The organism is Pseudoalteromonas sp. S8-8, from assembly GCF_000497875.1.
Lineage (GTDB): Bacteria > Pseudomonadota > Gammaproteobacteria > Enterobacterales > Alteromonadaceae > Pseudoalteromonas > Pseudoalteromonas arctica.
On record NZ_AUTR01000025.1, the window covers coordinates 68,531 to 84,375 of the forward strand.

The window sequence follows — 15,845 nt, forward strand, 5'->3', positions numbered from 1 at the left end:
ATTAATAAGCTATTTTACGAATGCAGTTTATTAGTAATGAATGACTGTACGAATACTTTTGCCTTCGTGCATTAAATCAAACGCTTCATTAATATCTTCAAGGCCCATTGTATGAGTAATAAAGTCGCTAAGAGCAAATTCACCTGCCATGTAACGCTCAACAATTTCAGGAAGTTGTGAACGGCCTTTAACACCACCAAATGCGCTACCACGCCATACACGCCCTGTTACCAGTTGAAATGGACGGGTTGATATTTCTTGGCCTGCACCCGCCACACCAATAATTACCGACTCACCCCAACCTTTATGGCAACACTCAAGTGCTGAGCGCATAACGTCAACATTACCGATACATTCAAACGAGTAGTCAACGCCGCCGTCTGTCATTTCAACAATAACTTCTTGAATTGGCTTGTCGAAATCTTTTGGATTAATTAAATCAGTTGCACCTAGTTTTGTAGCTAAATCGAATTTAGTGGTGTTTATATCAACACCAATAATACGACCCGCACCAGCCATCTTTGCGCCAATAATCGCAGATAAACCAATACCGCCTAAGCCAAATATAGCAACAGTGTCGCCAGGCTTTACTTTAGCTGTGTTGGTAACTGCGCCCATGCCTGTTGTTACACCACAGCCTAGTAAGCAAATCTCCTCTAGTGATGCTTCTTTATTTACTTTAGCGAGTGAAATTTCTGGCAATACAGTGTACTCAGAGAACGTTGATGTACCCATGTAGTGATAAATTGGTTGGCCATCTTTAAAAAAGCGTGTAGTGCCGTCTGGCATTAGGCCTTTACCTTGTGTTTCGCGCACGGCTGAACACAGGTTAGTTTTACCTGAAGTACACATTTTACACACGCCACATTCTGCAGTATATAAAGGAATAACATGATCCCCAACTTCAACACTCGTTACGCCTTCGCCAACTGCATAAACAACACCAGCGCCTTCGTGACCTAAAATAGCAGGAAATATGCCTTCAGGATCTTGGCCTGATAATGTAAATGCATCGGTATGACACACACCTGTAGCGGTAATTTTTACCATTACTTCGCCTTTTTTAGGCATCATCACATCAACTTCTTCAACACTAAGTGGTTGATTAGGACCCCAAGCAATGGCAGCTTTTGATTTAATAAATTCAGACATGTGTTTTATTTCCTTTAACTGGCTATTAAAAAATAATTGTAGACCCAATTTGCTTGGGTGATGTGCTTATTGTATTTGTTTCTCAAATAATGATAATCTCAATTTTATTAAAACACTTTTACAGTATGGTAATAATGGCGCGTTGGGATGGAATAGATGAGTTTATAGCTGTAGGGGAGGAGGGCAGCTTTACTGCGGCTGCAAAAACGCTTGGGCTTTCGGTTGCGCATATTAGCCGCCATGTAACAGCGCTTGAGCAACGTTTAAATACCCAGCTTTTAACCCGTACTACTCGTAAAGTGGTTTTAACCAAAGAAGGCGAAGTGTATTTACATCAAATAAAACACTTACAACACGCTATGGACGAGGCAACTCAAGGTCTTGCCACGCACCAAACTACACCAAAGGGTAAAATAAAGCTCACAGCACCAGTTATGTATGGGGAAACGTTTATTATGCCCATAGTGCATAACTTTATGAAGGATCATTCTGAGGTCGAAGTTGTTGCCACATTAAGTAATGAGCAAGAAAACTTATTAGAGGGCGGATTTGATTTAGCAATAAGGCTTGGGCACTTAAAAGATTCGAGCTTAAAAGCGCGTAGATTAAGTGCGCGGCGTTTTATTATGTGCGCGGCGCCACAGTATTTAACGCGATTTGGTGAGCCGCATACTTTAGGCGAGCTAAACAGCCATGAATGTTTAATTGGTAATAGCAGCTACTGGCGCGTAAACGAAAATGGGCGCGATAAACACATTAAAATAGCGGGGCGATTACAGTGTAATAGTGGTTGGGCGCTGGTGGATGGCGCAAAAAAGGGGCTCGGTATTGTACAGCTCCCAGACTACTACATTGAAAACGAAATTAACTCAGGGCAATTGGTGCCTATTTTAACACCCTATCAACCACAGCAAGAAGGGGTATGGGGCGTATATCCACCAAGGCAGTTTGTGGCCACTAATGTACGGGTATTGCTCGATTATTTAGTCAGCGGGCTTAAAGCTTAACCGCGAATTAATGGTTAAATACATATTGCTGTAAATATAGCCAAGTATCAGATTTTTAAATTATTTCTTACATTTTACGCCATACCCAAAGGCACTTTTTTCGTGCTACTATTGCTCAATACTTTTACTATAAGTGTTAAAAATAATATGTTTCAACCGGTTAGCTTATTTATAGGGCTTAGGTATAGTCGCTCCTCTAAAGGAAATGCGTTTATATCGTTTATTTCGTTTTTTTCTATTGCCGGTATCGCTATTGGTTTAATGGCATTATTTACGGTAAGCAGTGTAATGAACGGGTTTGAAAATAGCCTAAAAACCAATATGCTTGGACTTATTCCGCATGTTGAAGTTAGCGCAGGTAAACACACTGCCACCCAAATGAACACCCTAAAAACCGACCTCGAACAATCTCCTTATGTTGATCATGTAAGCTTATATCGCCACGGTGAAGCTATTTTGCAAACTAATAAAGACTTGCACGGCGTTTTATTACAAGGCCTTTATAACGATAGTGGTTCTTTGTATAGAATTACCGATAAAATAGTGCAAGGCGATTGGAAAACTGTATTAAACAAAAATTACAACATTGCTATAAGCCGTTATTTGAGTCGTAAATTAGGCGTTAGCGTGGGTGATAAGCTTCGCGTTATTATGCCTAATGCTTCAACGTATACACCACTTGGGCGAGTACCCAGCCAGCGTTTATTTAAAGTTGCCGCAATATACGAAACCGGATCTGAGATAGATATGGCACTTGCGTTTACGAGTGGCGCTTCACTACAACGGGTGTTAAAGCTGGATAAAAACACTGCCCCAAATTTAAGTGTTTCATTGCACGAACCTTTCGAACTAGATGAGTTTATTGAAGCAAGCCAGCGTATTTTACAAGATCATAATTATAGTGATTGGCGCAGTACCCAAGGTACTCTATTTGCAGCCGTTGCTATGGAAAAGCGCATTATGTCTATGTTGCTTGCCCTCATTGTATTGGTGGCTGTATTTAATATTGTATCGGCATTAACCATGATGGTAAGCGAAAAACAAGGTGAAGTAGCCATACTACAAACGTTAGGTTTAACACCTTCGCAAGTGCAAAAAGTGTTTATGGTGCAAGGCCTATATAATGGCGTAATTGGTACCGCAATAGGCGCATTTTTAGGTGTAATATTTAGTTTATATATAAATGAGCTACTTGCATTAGTGGGCTTAAACTTACTGGCGGGTATAGAGCTTCCGGTAAAATTTGATATTTTGAGTTTAGTAATAATAGCGTTTGCCAGTATTGCTATGAGCTTTTTAGCTACCTTATATCCTGCGCGTAAAGCCGCAAAAGTAAAACCAGCAGAGGTATTACGTTATGAATGATTTAGTAATTAGTTGTGAAAATTTAAGTAAGGTTTATCAAGATGGCAGCAACCAAGTTGAAGTATTAAAAGGCGTTGATTTAGCGCTTCAGCAAGGTGAAATGCTGGCTATTGTGGGGAGTTCTGGCTCTGGTAAAAGTACGCTTTTACACATACTTGGCACATTAGATACCGCAAGCTCAGGTAGCGCTAAAATTAAAAACCAAGAAGTTGCAAAACTTTCGCGAACAGAGCAAGCCGCATTTAGAAACCAAAATTTGGGCTTCATCTATCAATTTCATCACTTATTAATGGAGTTTAGCGCAGTTGAAAACGTGGCTATGCCATTATTAATTAAAGGCTTGAGTGCAAAAGAAGCCAAAGCTCAAGCGCTCGATATGCTCGAAAAAGTAGGCCTTGCACATCGCAGCTCGCATAAACCGTCTGCGCTTTCTGGTGGAGAGCGCCAACGCGTGGCTATTGCCCGCGCGCTGGTTACTAAACCTGCGCTTGTGCTTGCTGATGAACCAACCGGTAATTTAGATAAACAAAATGCGATTAAAATTTACGATTTAATAAATGAGCTTAACCAAAGCTTAAACACCAGTTTTGTGGTAGTTACACACGATTTAGAACTTGCCGATAAGCTAGGCAAAATAGCTTATTTAGACGATGGAAAACTAGCTATTAAAGAGTCGCAGCATGTTGCTTAGTGCATTTTTAAGTAAACGTTTTAGAGCCTATTCAGGCCACAAAGATGAAAAAAACGGCTTTGTTAGTTTTATCGCTAAAGCGTCGACTATTGGTATTTTATTAGGTGTCGCGGTTTTAATTGTGGCGCTGTCGGTAATTAATGGTTTTGAGCAACAACTAGTACATAGATTACTAAGCGTTGTGCCGCAGGTGGAATATGTAGCACCAAGTAGACCCATCGCGAATTGGTCGCAAAAAGTTGAGGATTTACAAACACAACCGCATGTAACAGGGGCTGCGCCATTTATTGCAGTGAATGGGATGGCGCAATATAAAAGCCAGCTAAAAGCGATAGAAATTCGAGGTGTTGAGCCATCGCTAGAGAGTAATGTATCGGCGGTAAACCAGTTTACCAGTGGTAAATTGGTCAGCCAGTTAGGCCTTGACGATGTAATTTTAGGTAAGCAAATAGTAAAACAGTTAGATGCAAAAGTAGGCGACAACATTACGTTACTTATTCCGCAAATAGGCCAAAAAGGTCAGTCATTATTAGCGCCTAAACGCGTAACACTTAACCTTGCAGGTGTTATAGAAATGGGAGGCCCCATTGATAGTACAGCTGCGTTTATACATCTTAATAAAGCGCAGCAAACATTGGGTTACGATGAAACTCAAGTAACAGGGCTGCGGTTAAGTGTTGATGATGTGTTTTCGGCGCACCAAATAGCGCTAAAAGTGGGCCAAACTATTGACGACTACGTGTATGTTTCCAGTTGGTTCAGAACCCAAGGCAGCCTTTATCAAGATATTCAAATGGTACGTACCATTGTTTATATTGTGGTGTTTTTAATTATAGCGGTAGCCAGTTTTAATATTGTGTCCTCCTTGGTGATGGAAGTACGCGAAAAACAAGGCAATATCGCAATTTTAAAAACCATGGGCGCGAAAGACAGTACTATTTTAGCCACCTTTGTGATGCAGGGCTTAATGCAAGCATTTGTAGGCGTGGCACTAGGAACACTAATTGGCGTGGTATTAGCGCTTAATATAAGTGAGCTTTTTACGTGGATAAGCCAATCATTTGGAGCCAATCCACTTGAGGGCGTTTATTTTATAGAGTTTTTACCAAGTAAATTAGTACTTGAAGACATTGGTATTACAGTGATTGTTACGTTTGTGCTTGCGATACTTGCCACTATTTATCCTGCATGGCAAGCAACGCGCGTAGATCCTGCCAAGGTGCTTGGTAACTAGGTATAAGAAGCTCAGATAAAAATTAATAGGGTGGTATTAGTAAACCTGTTAAACTAGGTGCTTATTTAAAATTAAGCAATAACTGCTTGGTTGCTATACCTCACTTTGGGATTTACTTTGACTAATAACGATATTTTACGCCGCATTCGCTACACTTTTAACTTAACTGATACTGCTATGGTCAATGTTTTTGCATCAGCAGAGCATACGGTCACCAAAGAGCAAGTAATTGCATGGTTAACTAAAGAAGGTGAAGAGGCTTTTACCCCAATAAGTGATACTGAGTTTGCTAGCTTTTTAAATGGGTTTATTAATACCCAACGTGGCAAACGCGAAGGTGAGCAACCAGAGCCTGAGAAAAAGCTGAACAACAATATTATTTTTATGAAGCTACGTATTGCTTTAAATATGAAAGCAGAAGATGTTATAGCAACACTTGCACTTGTTGATTTTGATTTAAGTAAACATGAGTTAAGCGCATTTTCTCGAAAAGTAGATAACAAACATTACCGTGTTTGTAACGATCAAATATTACGTTTGTTTTTAACTGGCGTACAAAAGCAGCACCGTCCAGAAGAGTCTGCTGAGTAACTGATTTTAGCTAATTAGTTTTTAGTTAGTGGGTTTTTTGCGAGCGCAATGCAGTATAAAACCCATTAATTGTTATATTTTTAAACAAACCCACACCTAACCTAATACTTCTAAAATTCCCTTTTGAAAATATAAAAACTCACTTGGCACTGTTCTAATTTTAAATCTGTGAATTTAAATTCATCTTTAATAAATAAAAATCAAACTTCCAATCAAAAATAATTCACGTAGCTCGCGTTAAATATCTCAATTTTCATGCTAAGGTAATAGTTAATTATATTAAATTAAGACCTTAAAGCATGAATCATAAACTTGATCACGTTTACTTTAACATCTGATAAATACTTTTATTATTAACACGGAAGAATAATTATGAATTATATCCATAGCACAATCGCACAATTAAAAAATAGTAGTCCTGCACAATGCGAGTTTTATCAAGCTGTTGAAGAAGTACTTGAATCACTCGAACCTATCTTAGAAAACTCAGAAAAATACAAAAAAAATGCCATTATACAACGCTTAGTTGAGCCCGAACGCCAAATTATGTTTAGAGTTCCCTGGGTTGATGACGAAGGCAATATTCAGGTAAATAAAGGCTACAGAATTGAGTTTAACTCTGCACTTGGCCCCTATAAAGGTGGCTTACGTTTTCACCCAAGTGTGAATGCCAGCATAATTAAATTTTTAGGGTTTGAGCAAATATTTAAAAATGCTTTAACAGGTTTACCGATCGGTGGTGGTAAAGGCGGGGCAAACTTTGATCCCAAAGGGCGCTCAGATGCTGAAATAATGCGTTTTTGCCAATCATTTATGAGCGAGCTCTATCGCCATATTGGCCCTACAACCGACGTACCCGCTGGAGACATTGGAGTAGGGGCAAGAGAAATAGGTTACTTGTTTGGTCAATATAAGCGTTTGACTGGGCGCTATGAAGGTGTTTTAACAGGTAAAAGCTTATTGTGGGGTGGATCGCTTGTACGAAAAGAAGCCACTGGATACGGCGCTGTTTATTTTGCTGACTACATGCTGCAAGCGCGCGGCGATAGCCTACAAGGTAAGCGCTGCTTGGTCTCGGGCGCAGGTAATGTTGCTATTTATGCTATGGAAAAGCTTTATCAAATGGGGGCAACACCAGTAAGTTGCAGCGACTCTCGTGGCACTGTGTATCATGAATCGGGTATAGATCTAAATCTTATTAAATGTTTGAAAGAGCAATCGCGTGATTGCTTGAGCGTATATAAACAAACTCACCCCGATGCTATTTATATTCCTGTAAATGACTACCCTAAAGATGGGCACGCTGTTTGGCGCTTTAATGCTGCCGCTGCTTTTCCGTGCGCCACACAAAATGAATTAACACAGGCAGACGCTAAGGCATTATTATCCGGCGGTTGTTTATTAGTAAGTGAAGGCGCAAACATGCCTTCAACAAAAGAGGCTATTGATTGCTTTATTGCTGCAAAAATTGCGTATGGACCAGGTAAAGCGGCCAATGCCGGCGGCGTTGCGACAAGCCAATTAGAAATGGCACAAAATGCGAGTATGCAAAGTTGGACCTTTGAAGAGGTGGATGAAAAGCTAAAACAAATTATGAAAAATATATTTGTTATCGCTAACGACACCGCTACAGAATTTGGTGAGCCTGGAAACCTTTTATTAGGCGCTAACATTGCAGGCTTTAGGCGCGTTGCAGATGCAATGATTGAACAGGGCGTCGTTTAATATTAAAGCTGAACAATAAGGCTTTAATATAATGTGATTTTAAAACTAGCCATAAAATTGAGTATATTATGGTTAGTTTTAAATATTAACGCCATTAGTGAACTATAACCCTATAAAGCTGGGCTATAACAGCGTAGGATCAAGTTACTTTCGAATGAAAATTAGGTTTGCACTTTAGGTGCATTAAGACAAAAAATTATGCAACTAACTGCAAAACCATCACTTCCTAATGCGTTACTTATTTCTATTAGTACACCACAATTTAAAGGTGACGAAGCAACAGAGTCGCTTGCAGAGCTTGCTCGTTTGGTGACCACGTTAGGATTTAAAGTAGTAGGTACGCAATCGCAAAAGCAAAGCTCAACTCAAAAAGTTAATGTACTGGGCTCAGGTAAATTAGCTGAAATAGCTCATCTTACCGGCAATAAAGGGATGGTTGAAGACGAGCAAGAAGATGATTTACTTGATGAAGACCCTTTAACCGAAATATCGTCAGAAATTCCATCAGGCGAACTTGATTTTGCATGTGCCGATGTAGTGGTATTTAACTGTGATTTAACGCCTTCTCAACTACGTAATGTTGAGAACCAGCTGGGTGTGGAAGTATTTGATCGCACCGGTATTATCATTGAAATATTTAGCCGTCATGCGCGTACTAAAACAGCAAAATTACAAGTTGAAATTGCTCGCCTTAATTATGTAGCGCCACGGCTTCGTGAAACATCAACAGGTGATAAAGAACGCCAAATGGGTAAAGGTGCGGGTGAAACCACACTTGAGCTAAATCGCCGTAAGGTGCGCGATCAGTTAGCAGAATTAAAGCGTGAGCTTGTTAGTGTTCAAGATGTAATGATGGACAGACGTACGCAGCGCTCTGAGCTATTCTCAGTGGCTTTAATTGGTTATACCAATGCGGGCAAGTCATCAATGATGCGCGCAATTACAGGTAGTGATGTAGAAGGCGAAAACAAACTCTTTGCAACGCTAGATACCACTGTTCGCGCGCTGTATCCGATTACGCAGCCACGTATATTGGTTTCAGATACGGTTGGTTTTATTAAAAAATTACCTCATGATTTGGTTGCTTCATTTCATTCAACGCTCGCTGAGGCACATGATGCATCGTTATTGTTGTATGTTGTAGATGCTTCAGATCCTTCTTTTCGCTCACAACTTGAAGTAGTACATAAAGTACTGGCAGAAGTTGGGGTGGAAGGCAGCAAAAAATTATTAGTACTGAATAAGTCAGACCAATTAAGTACTGAGCAGCAGCAGTCGCTAATGGATGAATTTCCTGATGCGATGATGACCTCTACGCATAATCCAGATGATATTAGTAAATTGCACAAATACATTATTGGCATTGCTCAAGAGGACATGATTGAAGAAGAGATTGTTATACCGTACACAGCCAAAGGTATCGTGGGCGAAATCCGATCGAGTATGAGTGTTGTTAAAGAAGAATATGAATACAGCCATATTAAATTAACAGTGCGCTCGAGTGCGATTGATTTAGAACGTTTAAAAAAGAGAATGCTGAATTTATAATAAATTCAGTACAATTCAGTACATAAAAAGCACAGCCAATTGGCTGTGCTTTTTAGTATTAGTCCTAATATACGTAAATTTAACGCTGCTAGCTCTGAACATAGCTCTGAGATAAATTCCCTATCCAGAGCCTCAGTTACTTAGAGACGAAACTAGGAAAAAGCGTTGTCGCTTAGCTCTTCTTGCATTTGCTCTCGCATTTTAAATTTTTGCAGTTTACCTGTTACCGTCATTGGGTAGTTTTCTACAAAACGGATATGTCGTGGCATTTTAAAGTAGGCTAGTTTGTCTTTTAAAAACTCACGAATTGCTTGCTCATCAAGCACAGCGTCTTCTTTTGGTTGGATCCAAGCGCATACTTCCTCGCCATACCTTTCATCTGTTATACCAAATATGGCAGCATCTTGAATGCCCGGGTAGGTGTAAAGTACTTCTTCTATTTCTCGAGGGTAAATGTTTTCGCCGCCGCGAATAATCATATCTTTAATGCGGCCAACAATAGTGACAAACCCTTCTGTATCCATGACACCTAAATCGCCAGAGTGTAGCCAACCACTTTCATCTATTGTGGCTTTTGTTTTAACATCGTCATTCCAATAGCAGCGCATTATGCCTGCACCTTTACTACACACTTCGCCAGGTTGACCAATTTTTTGAATGTTACCCAGCTCGTCAATTATTTTAACCTCGGTATGGGCAAGTGCGCGGCCAACCGTTGTTACTTGCCGCTCTATTGAAGAGTCTGTTTCGGTAATGTTGTTTATGGGGCTGCACTCCGTTTGCCCGTAAGCAATCAGTACTTGATGCATGTTCATTTGTGTTTGTACTTTGCGCATTACTTGCTCTGGGCATGTAGAGCCTGCCATTACACCCGTGCGTAAAGTACTTAAGTCATAATCGTTAAAATTACTTAGCTCAAGCTCACTAATAAACATAGTAGGTACACCGTGCAGCGCTGTACATCCTTCTTGTTGAACTACATCTAGTGTGGTTTTTGCGTCGAACGAATCACCTGGGTAAATGGCTGCTGCACCTTTACTAACACACAATAAGCTACCCAATACCATTGCAAAGCAATGATATAACGGGATAGGGATACATAACTTGTCATCGCTCGTAAAGTGCATAGATTCGGCGACGAATAGCGCATTATTTAAAATGTTTTTATGAGTGAGCGTTGCGCCTTTTGGGTTGCCTGTTGTGCCTGATGTAAATTGTATATTGATGTCTTGCTCAGCATTTAAGTTTGCACCTATTGCTTTTAATTCAAGCTCATGTGCTGATGTTGGCAAGTTAATAACATCATTAAAAGAGTACATACCAGGAGATGCTTCATCGCCAATGCGGATTATATTTTTAAGAGTGGGCAGTGCTTTTAAATTAAGTGTGTCTTTATCGCAAGTTGCAAGTTCTGGAGCCAAACCATTGAGCATTTCTAAATAATCACTGCCTTTAAAGTTTGATGCTGTGATTAGAGTAGAGCATTCAACACTATTTAAGGCATATTGTAATTCGTTAGGGCGATACGCAGGGTTGATACAAACCATTATTGCACCAATTTTTGCCGTTGCAAATTGGGTTAAGCACCACTCAATATTATTAGGAGACCAAATACCAACACGCTCGCCTGGTTTCACGCCAAGTGCCAGCAACCCCATAGCAAGTTGATTAACTTCTTTTTGAAATTCTTTATACGTTAAGCGAATACCTTGGTGATGAACTACAACAGCTAACGCCTCTGGATTTTTGTCGACAATAAAGTCAAAGTACTCCCCGATAGTCGAATTTGTTAAAGGTGTGCTTTGTATACCTTTAAAATAGCTTTGCGATAACGGTAAGTGATTTATTTGTTCTACTTCTTTTACCGCAATAGTGTGTGTGTGCATTGCTCTCTCCATGAAAATGTGTGTGAGTTATGTAAACTACAAAGTTAAAATAAACACATATTGTCGACAAAGAGAAGTGCAGTTAGACTAATGTATTATACCAACCTGCATAAATCTTTGAGCAATTTAACGAATTAAATTGCACTATAACGTCGTTAAAAATTTTTATTTAGAACAACTAGATACAAAAATTTTTGCCTAGTTCTAGCGTAATTTTCTTAACGTTAAATATACCCCGTATATAAGCAGATTGGTATTAGTGGTTTTATAAAATCTAATCATGTTTTTTAGATACAAAAAAACGCGTCTTACACTGTAAGTACGCGTTTTTAAACGAGCAATAAATTTACATTTCGTCGCTGCGGTATGTTTTTTTCATTATGTAAACGTAAGCGTTTACAAATGCATTTTCTTGGTACTTTTTAAGACCTGTTTCTTCAAAATCAATAGGAATAGGATTACGCTTTACCTGTTCTTTAATTTCAGTTGTGGTAAATAAACGTACGTCTAAATTGTCGATTAATTGAATCGCAGTTTCCATTTTGAATCCTTTTGCGCTGCCAGCAAATTTACCTTTAGGCTGACGCTCACGGATTGCAACAGAATCAATTTGGTAATCTTGCATTAGTTTTGCAAAATCGAATTGAAATTTACGCATTACTTCAGTGTCGTTACCGTTACCTAAGGTAAAGCGTGTTTGGCGCACATCGCGAATATCAAATACGTCATTATCTTTACTTAAAATACAAAGTAGTACATCACTACCGGTAATTTCTACACCACATGTTCTCATGTCTATTCTCTAAAATAACTTAATTACGCAGTATTATACGCAACACACATTAAAATGCGAGTGTAGGTATAGTTGTAGGGGCGTAATTAGTGCGTTGATGCTTTTATATTTTAATGAAATGATTTTTTTTGCTATAAAAGTCACATTTTGTGCTCAAAACGGGTGGATTTCACCCCTTAAAACTTGTAATTAAATGCGCAGCACGCGACAATATATCTTTGTAGTTGAATAGACTCTGCATCTACATTTATTAGTCAATGCTTATTCGTAAAAGCGTTGTCGAGTCATTCTCATTTAATTTATTAAAAATACACGTGATACATTGTAGGTGTCACCACTGTAGCAAGGATTTATAATGCCAGTTATTACTCTTCCAGACGGAAGTCAACGTAGTTTTGAAAACCCTGTAAGCACGCTTGATGTTGCAAACGATATTGGCCCTGGTTTAGCTAAAGCGACCATTGCGGGTCGTGTTAATGGCGACCGTGTTGATGCATGTGATTTAATTAGTGAAGACTCTCGCCTTGAGATCATTACCGCTAAAGACGATGACGGCCTTGAAATCATTCGTCACTCTTGTGCTCACTTAATTGGTCATGCAGTTAAGCAACTTTTCCCAGACGCAAAAATGGCAATTGGTCCTACCATTGATAACGGTTTTTACTACGATATCGATATGGAACATTCATTATCACAAGATGATCTTGAAGCAATTGAAAAGCGTATGTTGCAACTTGCAAAAACCAACTACGACGTAGTGAAAAAAACAGTAAGCTGGCAAGAAGCACGCGATACATTTGAAGCGCGTGGCGAAACATACAAAATAGAAATTCTGGACGAAAACATCGCTAAAGATGACCGCCCAGGGTTATATCATCACGAAGAATATGTAGACATGTGTCGTGGACCTCACGTTCCCAACATGAAATTTTGCCAAAACTTCAAAATAATGAAAGTTGCGGGTGCATATTGGCGTGGTGATTCAGAAAACAAAATGCTACAACGCATTTACGGCACAGCGTGGGGCGATAAAAAGCAACTTAAAGCGTATTTAAAACGCCTTGAAGAAGCTGAAAAACGCGATCACCGCCGTATTGGTAAAGCGCTTGATTTATGGCATTGGCAAGAAGAAGCGCCAGGCATGGTATTTTGGCACAACGATGGTTGGAGCATTTACCGCGAGCTTGAAGAATTTGTACGTGAAAAGTTACGCGAATATGAGTACGAAGAAGTAAAAGGTCCAATGATGATGGACCGTTCACTTTGGGAAAAATCAGGTCACTGGGAAAAATATTCAGAAGCAATGTTTACCACTGAGTCTGAAAAGCGTGAATACGCGATTAAACCAATGAACTGCCCAGGACACGTGCAGATCTTTAACCAGGGTTTAAAATCGTACCGTGATTTACCACTTCGTATGGCTGAATTTGGTTGTTGTCATCGTAATGAACCATCAGGTGCACTACACGGTTTAATGCGTGTACGTGGCTTTACACAAGATGATGCTCACATTTTCTGTACCGAAGAGCAGATAATGGACGAAGTTTCAGCGTGTATTAAGATGGTTTATGATACATATGAAACATTCGGATTTGAGAAGATTGTAGTTAAGCTATCTACTCGCCCAGAACAACGCATTGGTGAAGACCATATGTGGGATAAAGCAGAGCTTGCTTTAGCCGAAGCACTTAAGCTAAACGATATTGAATTTGATTATCTTCCGGGTGAAGGCGCGTTTTATGGTCCGAAGATTGAATTTACTTTATACGATTGTTTAGACAGAGCGTGGCAGTGTGGTACAGTGCAATTAGACTTTGCATTACCGGGTCGTTTAGGCGCTACTTATGTAGCAGAAAATAACGAACGCCGTACACCTGTAATGATACATCGTGCTATTTTAGGTTCTATTGAACGCTTTATTGGCATTTTAACTGAAGAGTACGCTGGTTTATTCCCGACGTGGCTTGCGCCAAAGCAAGTGGTAATTATGAATATTACCGATAAACAGGCTCCTTATGTTAAAGAAGTTGTACAAAAATTAAATAAACTTGGAATTAGAGCCGCTGCTGACTTGAGAAATGAGAAGATTGGCTTTAAAATCCGTGAGCATACACTGAAGCGTATTCCATACTTGCTTGTTGTTGGCGATAAAGAAGTTGAACAACAAGAAGTAGCAGTGCGTACTCGCACAGGTGAAGACCTAGGCAAATTTAATGTCGATGATTTTGTAGCTAAAATTAGCGAAGAAATTAAAAATCGACAGTAAAAATCGAGCGTGTAAGGCATTAACAAACAGCCAATTACACGCTTATATTATTGATATTCTTGGAGGAACGTACTATTAGAGGCGGCAAGAAAGGGCAACAAACAGCTCAAAAAAATCGTATTAACGAAGAAATTACAGCGCAAGAAGTTCGTTTAATTGACATTGAAGGCGAACAAGCTGGAATTCAGTCATTACAAGACGCGCAAACTATGGCCGATGCAGCGGGTGTTGATCTTGTTGAGATCAGTCCAAACGCTGAGCCGCCTGTTTGTAGAATCATGGATTACGGTAAGTTCATCTTTGAAAAAAGCAAAGAACTAAAAGAGCAGAAGAAGAAGCAAAAGCAAATCCAGATAAAAGAAATCAAATTCCGTCCTGGTACGGATGAAGGTGATTATCAGGTTAAGCTTCGCAACTTACGTAAGTTCTTAGAAGCTGGCGATAAAGCTAAGATTACTATCCGCTTCCGTGGTCGTGAAATGGCTCACCAAGAAATTGGTATAGAATTATTAAACCGTATCAAAGCCGATTTAGAAGAACTTGCAGTAGTTGAGTCTTTCCCAAATCGTGTTGAAGGTCGCCAAATGGTTATGATGATGGCGCCTGTTGCTAAAAAATAATTTTTAAGCGATAATACGCACCGAAATTAGCTCAGGTCTGCAAGTAATATGCGAATATTCACCTGAGTTAACCGGTATTAAAGTAAGATTGCGGCATTTATGCTGGGTCTTCACCGGAACATGGCAGTAAGTTAGGCCTAAAAGTGGAGCTATAGAAATATATCTCACGCCTGCTTACTAATTTAAAAGCAATACAATTTGGAGTTATTGCAATGGCTTATAAGCTAAAAAGTCACAGTGGCGCTGCTAAGCGTTTCAAAAAGACTGCTTCTGGCGGTTTCAAGCGTAAACAAGCGCATCTTCGTCATATTCTGACTAAGAAAACTTCTAAGCGTAAGTTACACCTACGTCCTAAGATGATGGTTCATAAAAATGACCATGGTCTAGTTTCACGTATGTTACCGTTCGCTTAATAGGGGTTTTTAGAAATGGCAAGAGTTAAACGCGGCGTTGTCGCACGTGCACGTCACAAAAAAGTTTTAAAACAAGCAAAAGGTTACTACGGAGCACGTTCACGTGTTTACCGCGTAGCTTTCCAGGCTGTTACTAAAGCGGGTCAATACGCTTACCGTGACCGTCGTGCGAAGAAACGTACTTTCCGTCAATTATGGATTGCACGTATCAATGCTGCTTCACGTCAAAATGGTCTGTCTTACAGCCGTTTTATCAATGGTCTTAAAAAGACATCTGTAGAAATCGATCGTAAGATCCTTGCAGATATCGCTGTTTATGACCAAGTTGCATTCGCAGCGCTTGTAGAAAAAGCAAAAGAAGGCCTAGCCGCTTAAGCTTTTTCATATAAGTATTAAAAAGGAGCCTATGGCTCCTTTTTTTGTGCCTGTAATTTAATAACTTACACTTTTTTATAGCTGAGCTAAATCGGCTTTTTCAAATTAATACCCATCTGCTTATATTAGCTCTATTTATCGATAAAAAGATACGTTAGAGCAGGGCGAAATTCACTATT

14 protein-coding genes are annotated in these 15,845 nt (G+C 39.6%); 11 read left to right on the forward strand and 3 right to left on the reverse strand.

The features are described 5' to 3' along the window. Positions 1 to 30: 30 nt before the first annotated feature. On the reverse strand, positions 31 to 1,152 hold the full coding sequence (locus L659_RS0107550) for an S-(hydroxymethyl)glutathione dehydrogenase/class III alcohol dehydrogenase (RefSeq protein WP_007375333.1): 1,122 nt from the start codon (positions 1,150 to 1,152) through the stop codon (positions 31 to 33). A gap of 134 nt (positions 1,153 to 1,286) precedes the next feature. Between L659_RS0107550 and L659_RS0107555 the strand changes: the two genes are divergently transcribed. From L659_RS0107555 to hflX, 7 genes are all read left to right on the forward strand, one after another. Further along, complete coding sequence (locus L659_RS0107555) at positions 1,287 to 2,159, forward strand: LysR family transcriptional regulator (RefSeq protein ID WP_024590126.1); 873 nt, start codon at positions 1,287 to 1,289, stop codon at positions 2,157 to 2,159. A 147-nt stretch (positions 2,160 to 2,306) separates the two neighbouring features. Continuing rightward, a complete protein-coding gene (locus tag L659_RS0107560) occupies positions 2,307 to 3,524 on the forward strand; it encodes a lipoprotein-releasing ABC transporter permease subunit (protein WP_024590127.1) in 1,218 nt (405 codons plus the stop codon). Then, positions 3,517 to 4,215 carry a lipoprotein-releasing ABC transporter ATP-binding protein LolD gene (gene lolD / locus L659_RS0107565; RefSeq protein ID WP_007375330.1) on the forward strand — a complete coding sequence of 233 codons (699 nt, stop codon included), beginning with the start codon at positions 3,517 to 3,519 and terminating at the stop codon, positions 4,213 to 4,215. The genes L659_RS0107560 and lolD overlap by 8 nt, the downstream gene beginning before the upstream one ends. Beyond that, on the forward strand, positions 4,205 to 5,449 hold the full coding sequence (locus tag L659_RS0107570) for a lipoprotein-releasing ABC transporter permease subunit (protein WP_024590128.1): 1,245 nt from the start codon (positions 4,205 to 4,207) through the stop codon (positions 5,447 to 5,449). The genes lolD and L659_RS0107570 overlap by 11 nt, the downstream gene beginning before the upstream one ends. A 117-nt stretch (positions 5,450 to 5,566) precedes the next feature. After that, positions 5,567 to 6,040 carry a DUF1456 family protein gene (locus L659_RS0107575; RefSeq protein WP_002960721.1) on the forward strand — a complete coding sequence of 158 codons (474 nt, stop codon included), beginning with the start codon at positions 5,567 to 5,569 and terminating at the stop codon, positions 6,038 to 6,040. A gap of 372 nt (positions 6,041 to 6,412) precedes the next feature. Next, complete coding sequence (gene gdhA / locus L659_RS0107580) at positions 6,413 to 7,765, forward strand: NADP-specific glutamate dehydrogenase (protein WP_024590129.1); 1,353 nt, start codon at positions 6,413 to 6,415, stop codon at positions 7,763 to 7,765. A gap of 198 nt (positions 7,766 to 7,963) precedes the next feature. Then, on the forward strand, positions 7,964 to 9,313 hold the full coding sequence (gene hflX / locus L659_RS0107585; RefSeq protein WP_024590130.1) for a GTPase HflX: 1,350 nt from the start codon (positions 7,964 to 7,966) through the stop codon (positions 9,311 to 9,313). Between the two features lie 152 nt (positions 9,314 to 9,465). Here hflX and L659_RS0107590 read toward each other — a convergent pair whose 3' ends face one another. Both L659_RS0107590 and L659_RS0107595 read right to left on the reverse strand, forming a co-directional pair. Continuing rightward, positions 9,466 to 11,199 carry an AMP-binding protein gene (locus tag L659_RS0107590; protein WP_024590131.1) on the reverse strand — a complete coding sequence of 578 codons (1,734 nt, stop codon included), beginning with the start codon at positions 11,197 to 11,199 and terminating at the stop codon, positions 9,466 to 9,468. Positions 11,200 to 11,545: 346 nt separating this feature from the next. Beyond that, the gene (locus L659_RS0107595; protein ID WP_007582681.1) at positions 11,546 to 11,992 is read right to left on the reverse strand and encodes a DUF3010 family protein; all 447 of its coding nucleotides are present in this window, start codon (positions 11,990 to 11,992) and stop codon (positions 11,546 to 11,548) included. Between the two features lie 355 nt (positions 11,993 to 12,347). Here L659_RS0107595 and thrS point away from each other — a divergent pair, with 355 nt between their 5' ends. The 4 genes from thrS (at position 12,348) to rplT (ending at position 15,666) form a co-directional block, all read left to right on the forward strand. Further along, positions 12,348 to 14,258, forward strand: coding sequence for a threonine--tRNA ligase (thrS, locus tag L659_RS0107600; RefSeq protein ID WP_007582683.1), 1,911 nt, complete (start codon positions 12,348 to 12,350; stop codon positions 14,256 to 14,258). Positions 14,259 to 14,317: 59 nt separating this feature from the next. Continuing rightward, positions 14,318 to 14,878: a translation initiation factor IF-3 gene (infC, locus tag L659_RS0107605; RefSeq protein ID WP_002960714.1), complete on the forward strand. Its 561-nt coding sequence runs from the start codon at positions 14,318 to 14,320 to the stop codon at positions 14,876 to 14,878. Positions 14,879 to 15,090: 212 nt separating this feature from the next. Further along, on the forward strand, positions 15,091 to 15,291 hold the full coding sequence (gene rpmI / locus L659_RS0107610; RefSeq protein ID WP_002960713.1) for a 50S ribosomal protein L35: 201 nt from the start codon (positions 15,091 to 15,093) through the stop codon (positions 15,289 to 15,291). Positions 15,292 to 15,306: 15 nt separating this feature from the next. Next, positions 15,307 to 15,666, forward strand: a complete 360-nt coding sequence (gene rplT, locus L659_RS0107615; RefSeq protein ID WP_002960711.1) for a 50S ribosomal protein L20 — start codon at positions 15,307 to 15,309, stop codon at positions 15,664 to 15,666. Positions 15,667 to 15,845: the final 179 nt, after the last annotated feature.

Bases quoted from the DNA above. Each gene is read 5' to 3' on its own strand.
- L659_RS0107595 (WP_007582681.1), bottom strand. From the start codon at position 11,992: ATGAGAACATGTGGTGTAGAAATTACCGGTAGTGATGTACTACTTTGT.
- rplT (WP_002960711.1), top strand. From the start codon at position 15,307: ATGGCAAGAGTTAAACGCGGCGTTGTCGCACGTGCACGTCACAAAAAA.
- rpmI (WP_002960713.1), top strand. From the start codon at position 15,091: ATGGCTTATAAGCTAAAAAGTCACAGTGGCGCTGCTAAGCGTTTCAAA.
- L659_RS0107570 (WP_024590128.1), top strand. From the start codon at position 4,205: ATGTTGCTTAGTGCATTTTTAAGTAAACGTTTTAGAGCCTATTCAGGC.
- gdhA (WP_024590129.1), top strand. From the start codon at position 6,413: ATGAATTATATCCATAGCACAATCGCACAATTAAAAAATAGTAGTCCT.
- L659_RS0107560 (WP_024590127.1), top strand. From the start codon at position 2,307: ATGTTTCAACCGGTTAGCTTATTTATAGGGCTTAGGTATAGTCGCTCC.
- hflX (WP_024590130.1), top strand. From the start codon at position 7,964: ATGCAACTAACTGCAAAACCATCACTTCCTAATGCGTTACTTATTTCT.
- L659_RS0107555 (WP_024590126.1), top strand. From the start codon at position 1,287: ATGGCGCGTTGGGATGGAATAGATGAGTTTATAGCTGTAGGGGAGGAG.
- L659_RS0107590 (WP_024590131.1), bottom strand. From the start codon at position 11,199: ATGCACACACACACTATTGCGGTAAAAGAAGTAGAACAAATAAATCAC.
- thrS (WP_007582683.1), top strand. From the start codon at position 12,348: ATGCCAGTTATTACTCTTCCAGACGGAAGTCAACGTAGTTTTGAAAAC.
- L659_RS0107550 (WP_007375333.1), bottom strand. From the start codon at position 1,152: ATGTCTGAATTTATTAAATCAAAAGCTGCCATTGCTTGGGGTCCTAAT.
- lolD (WP_007375330.1), top strand. From the start codon at position 3,517: ATGAATGATTTAGTAATTAGTTGTGAAAATTTAAGTAAGGTTTATCAA.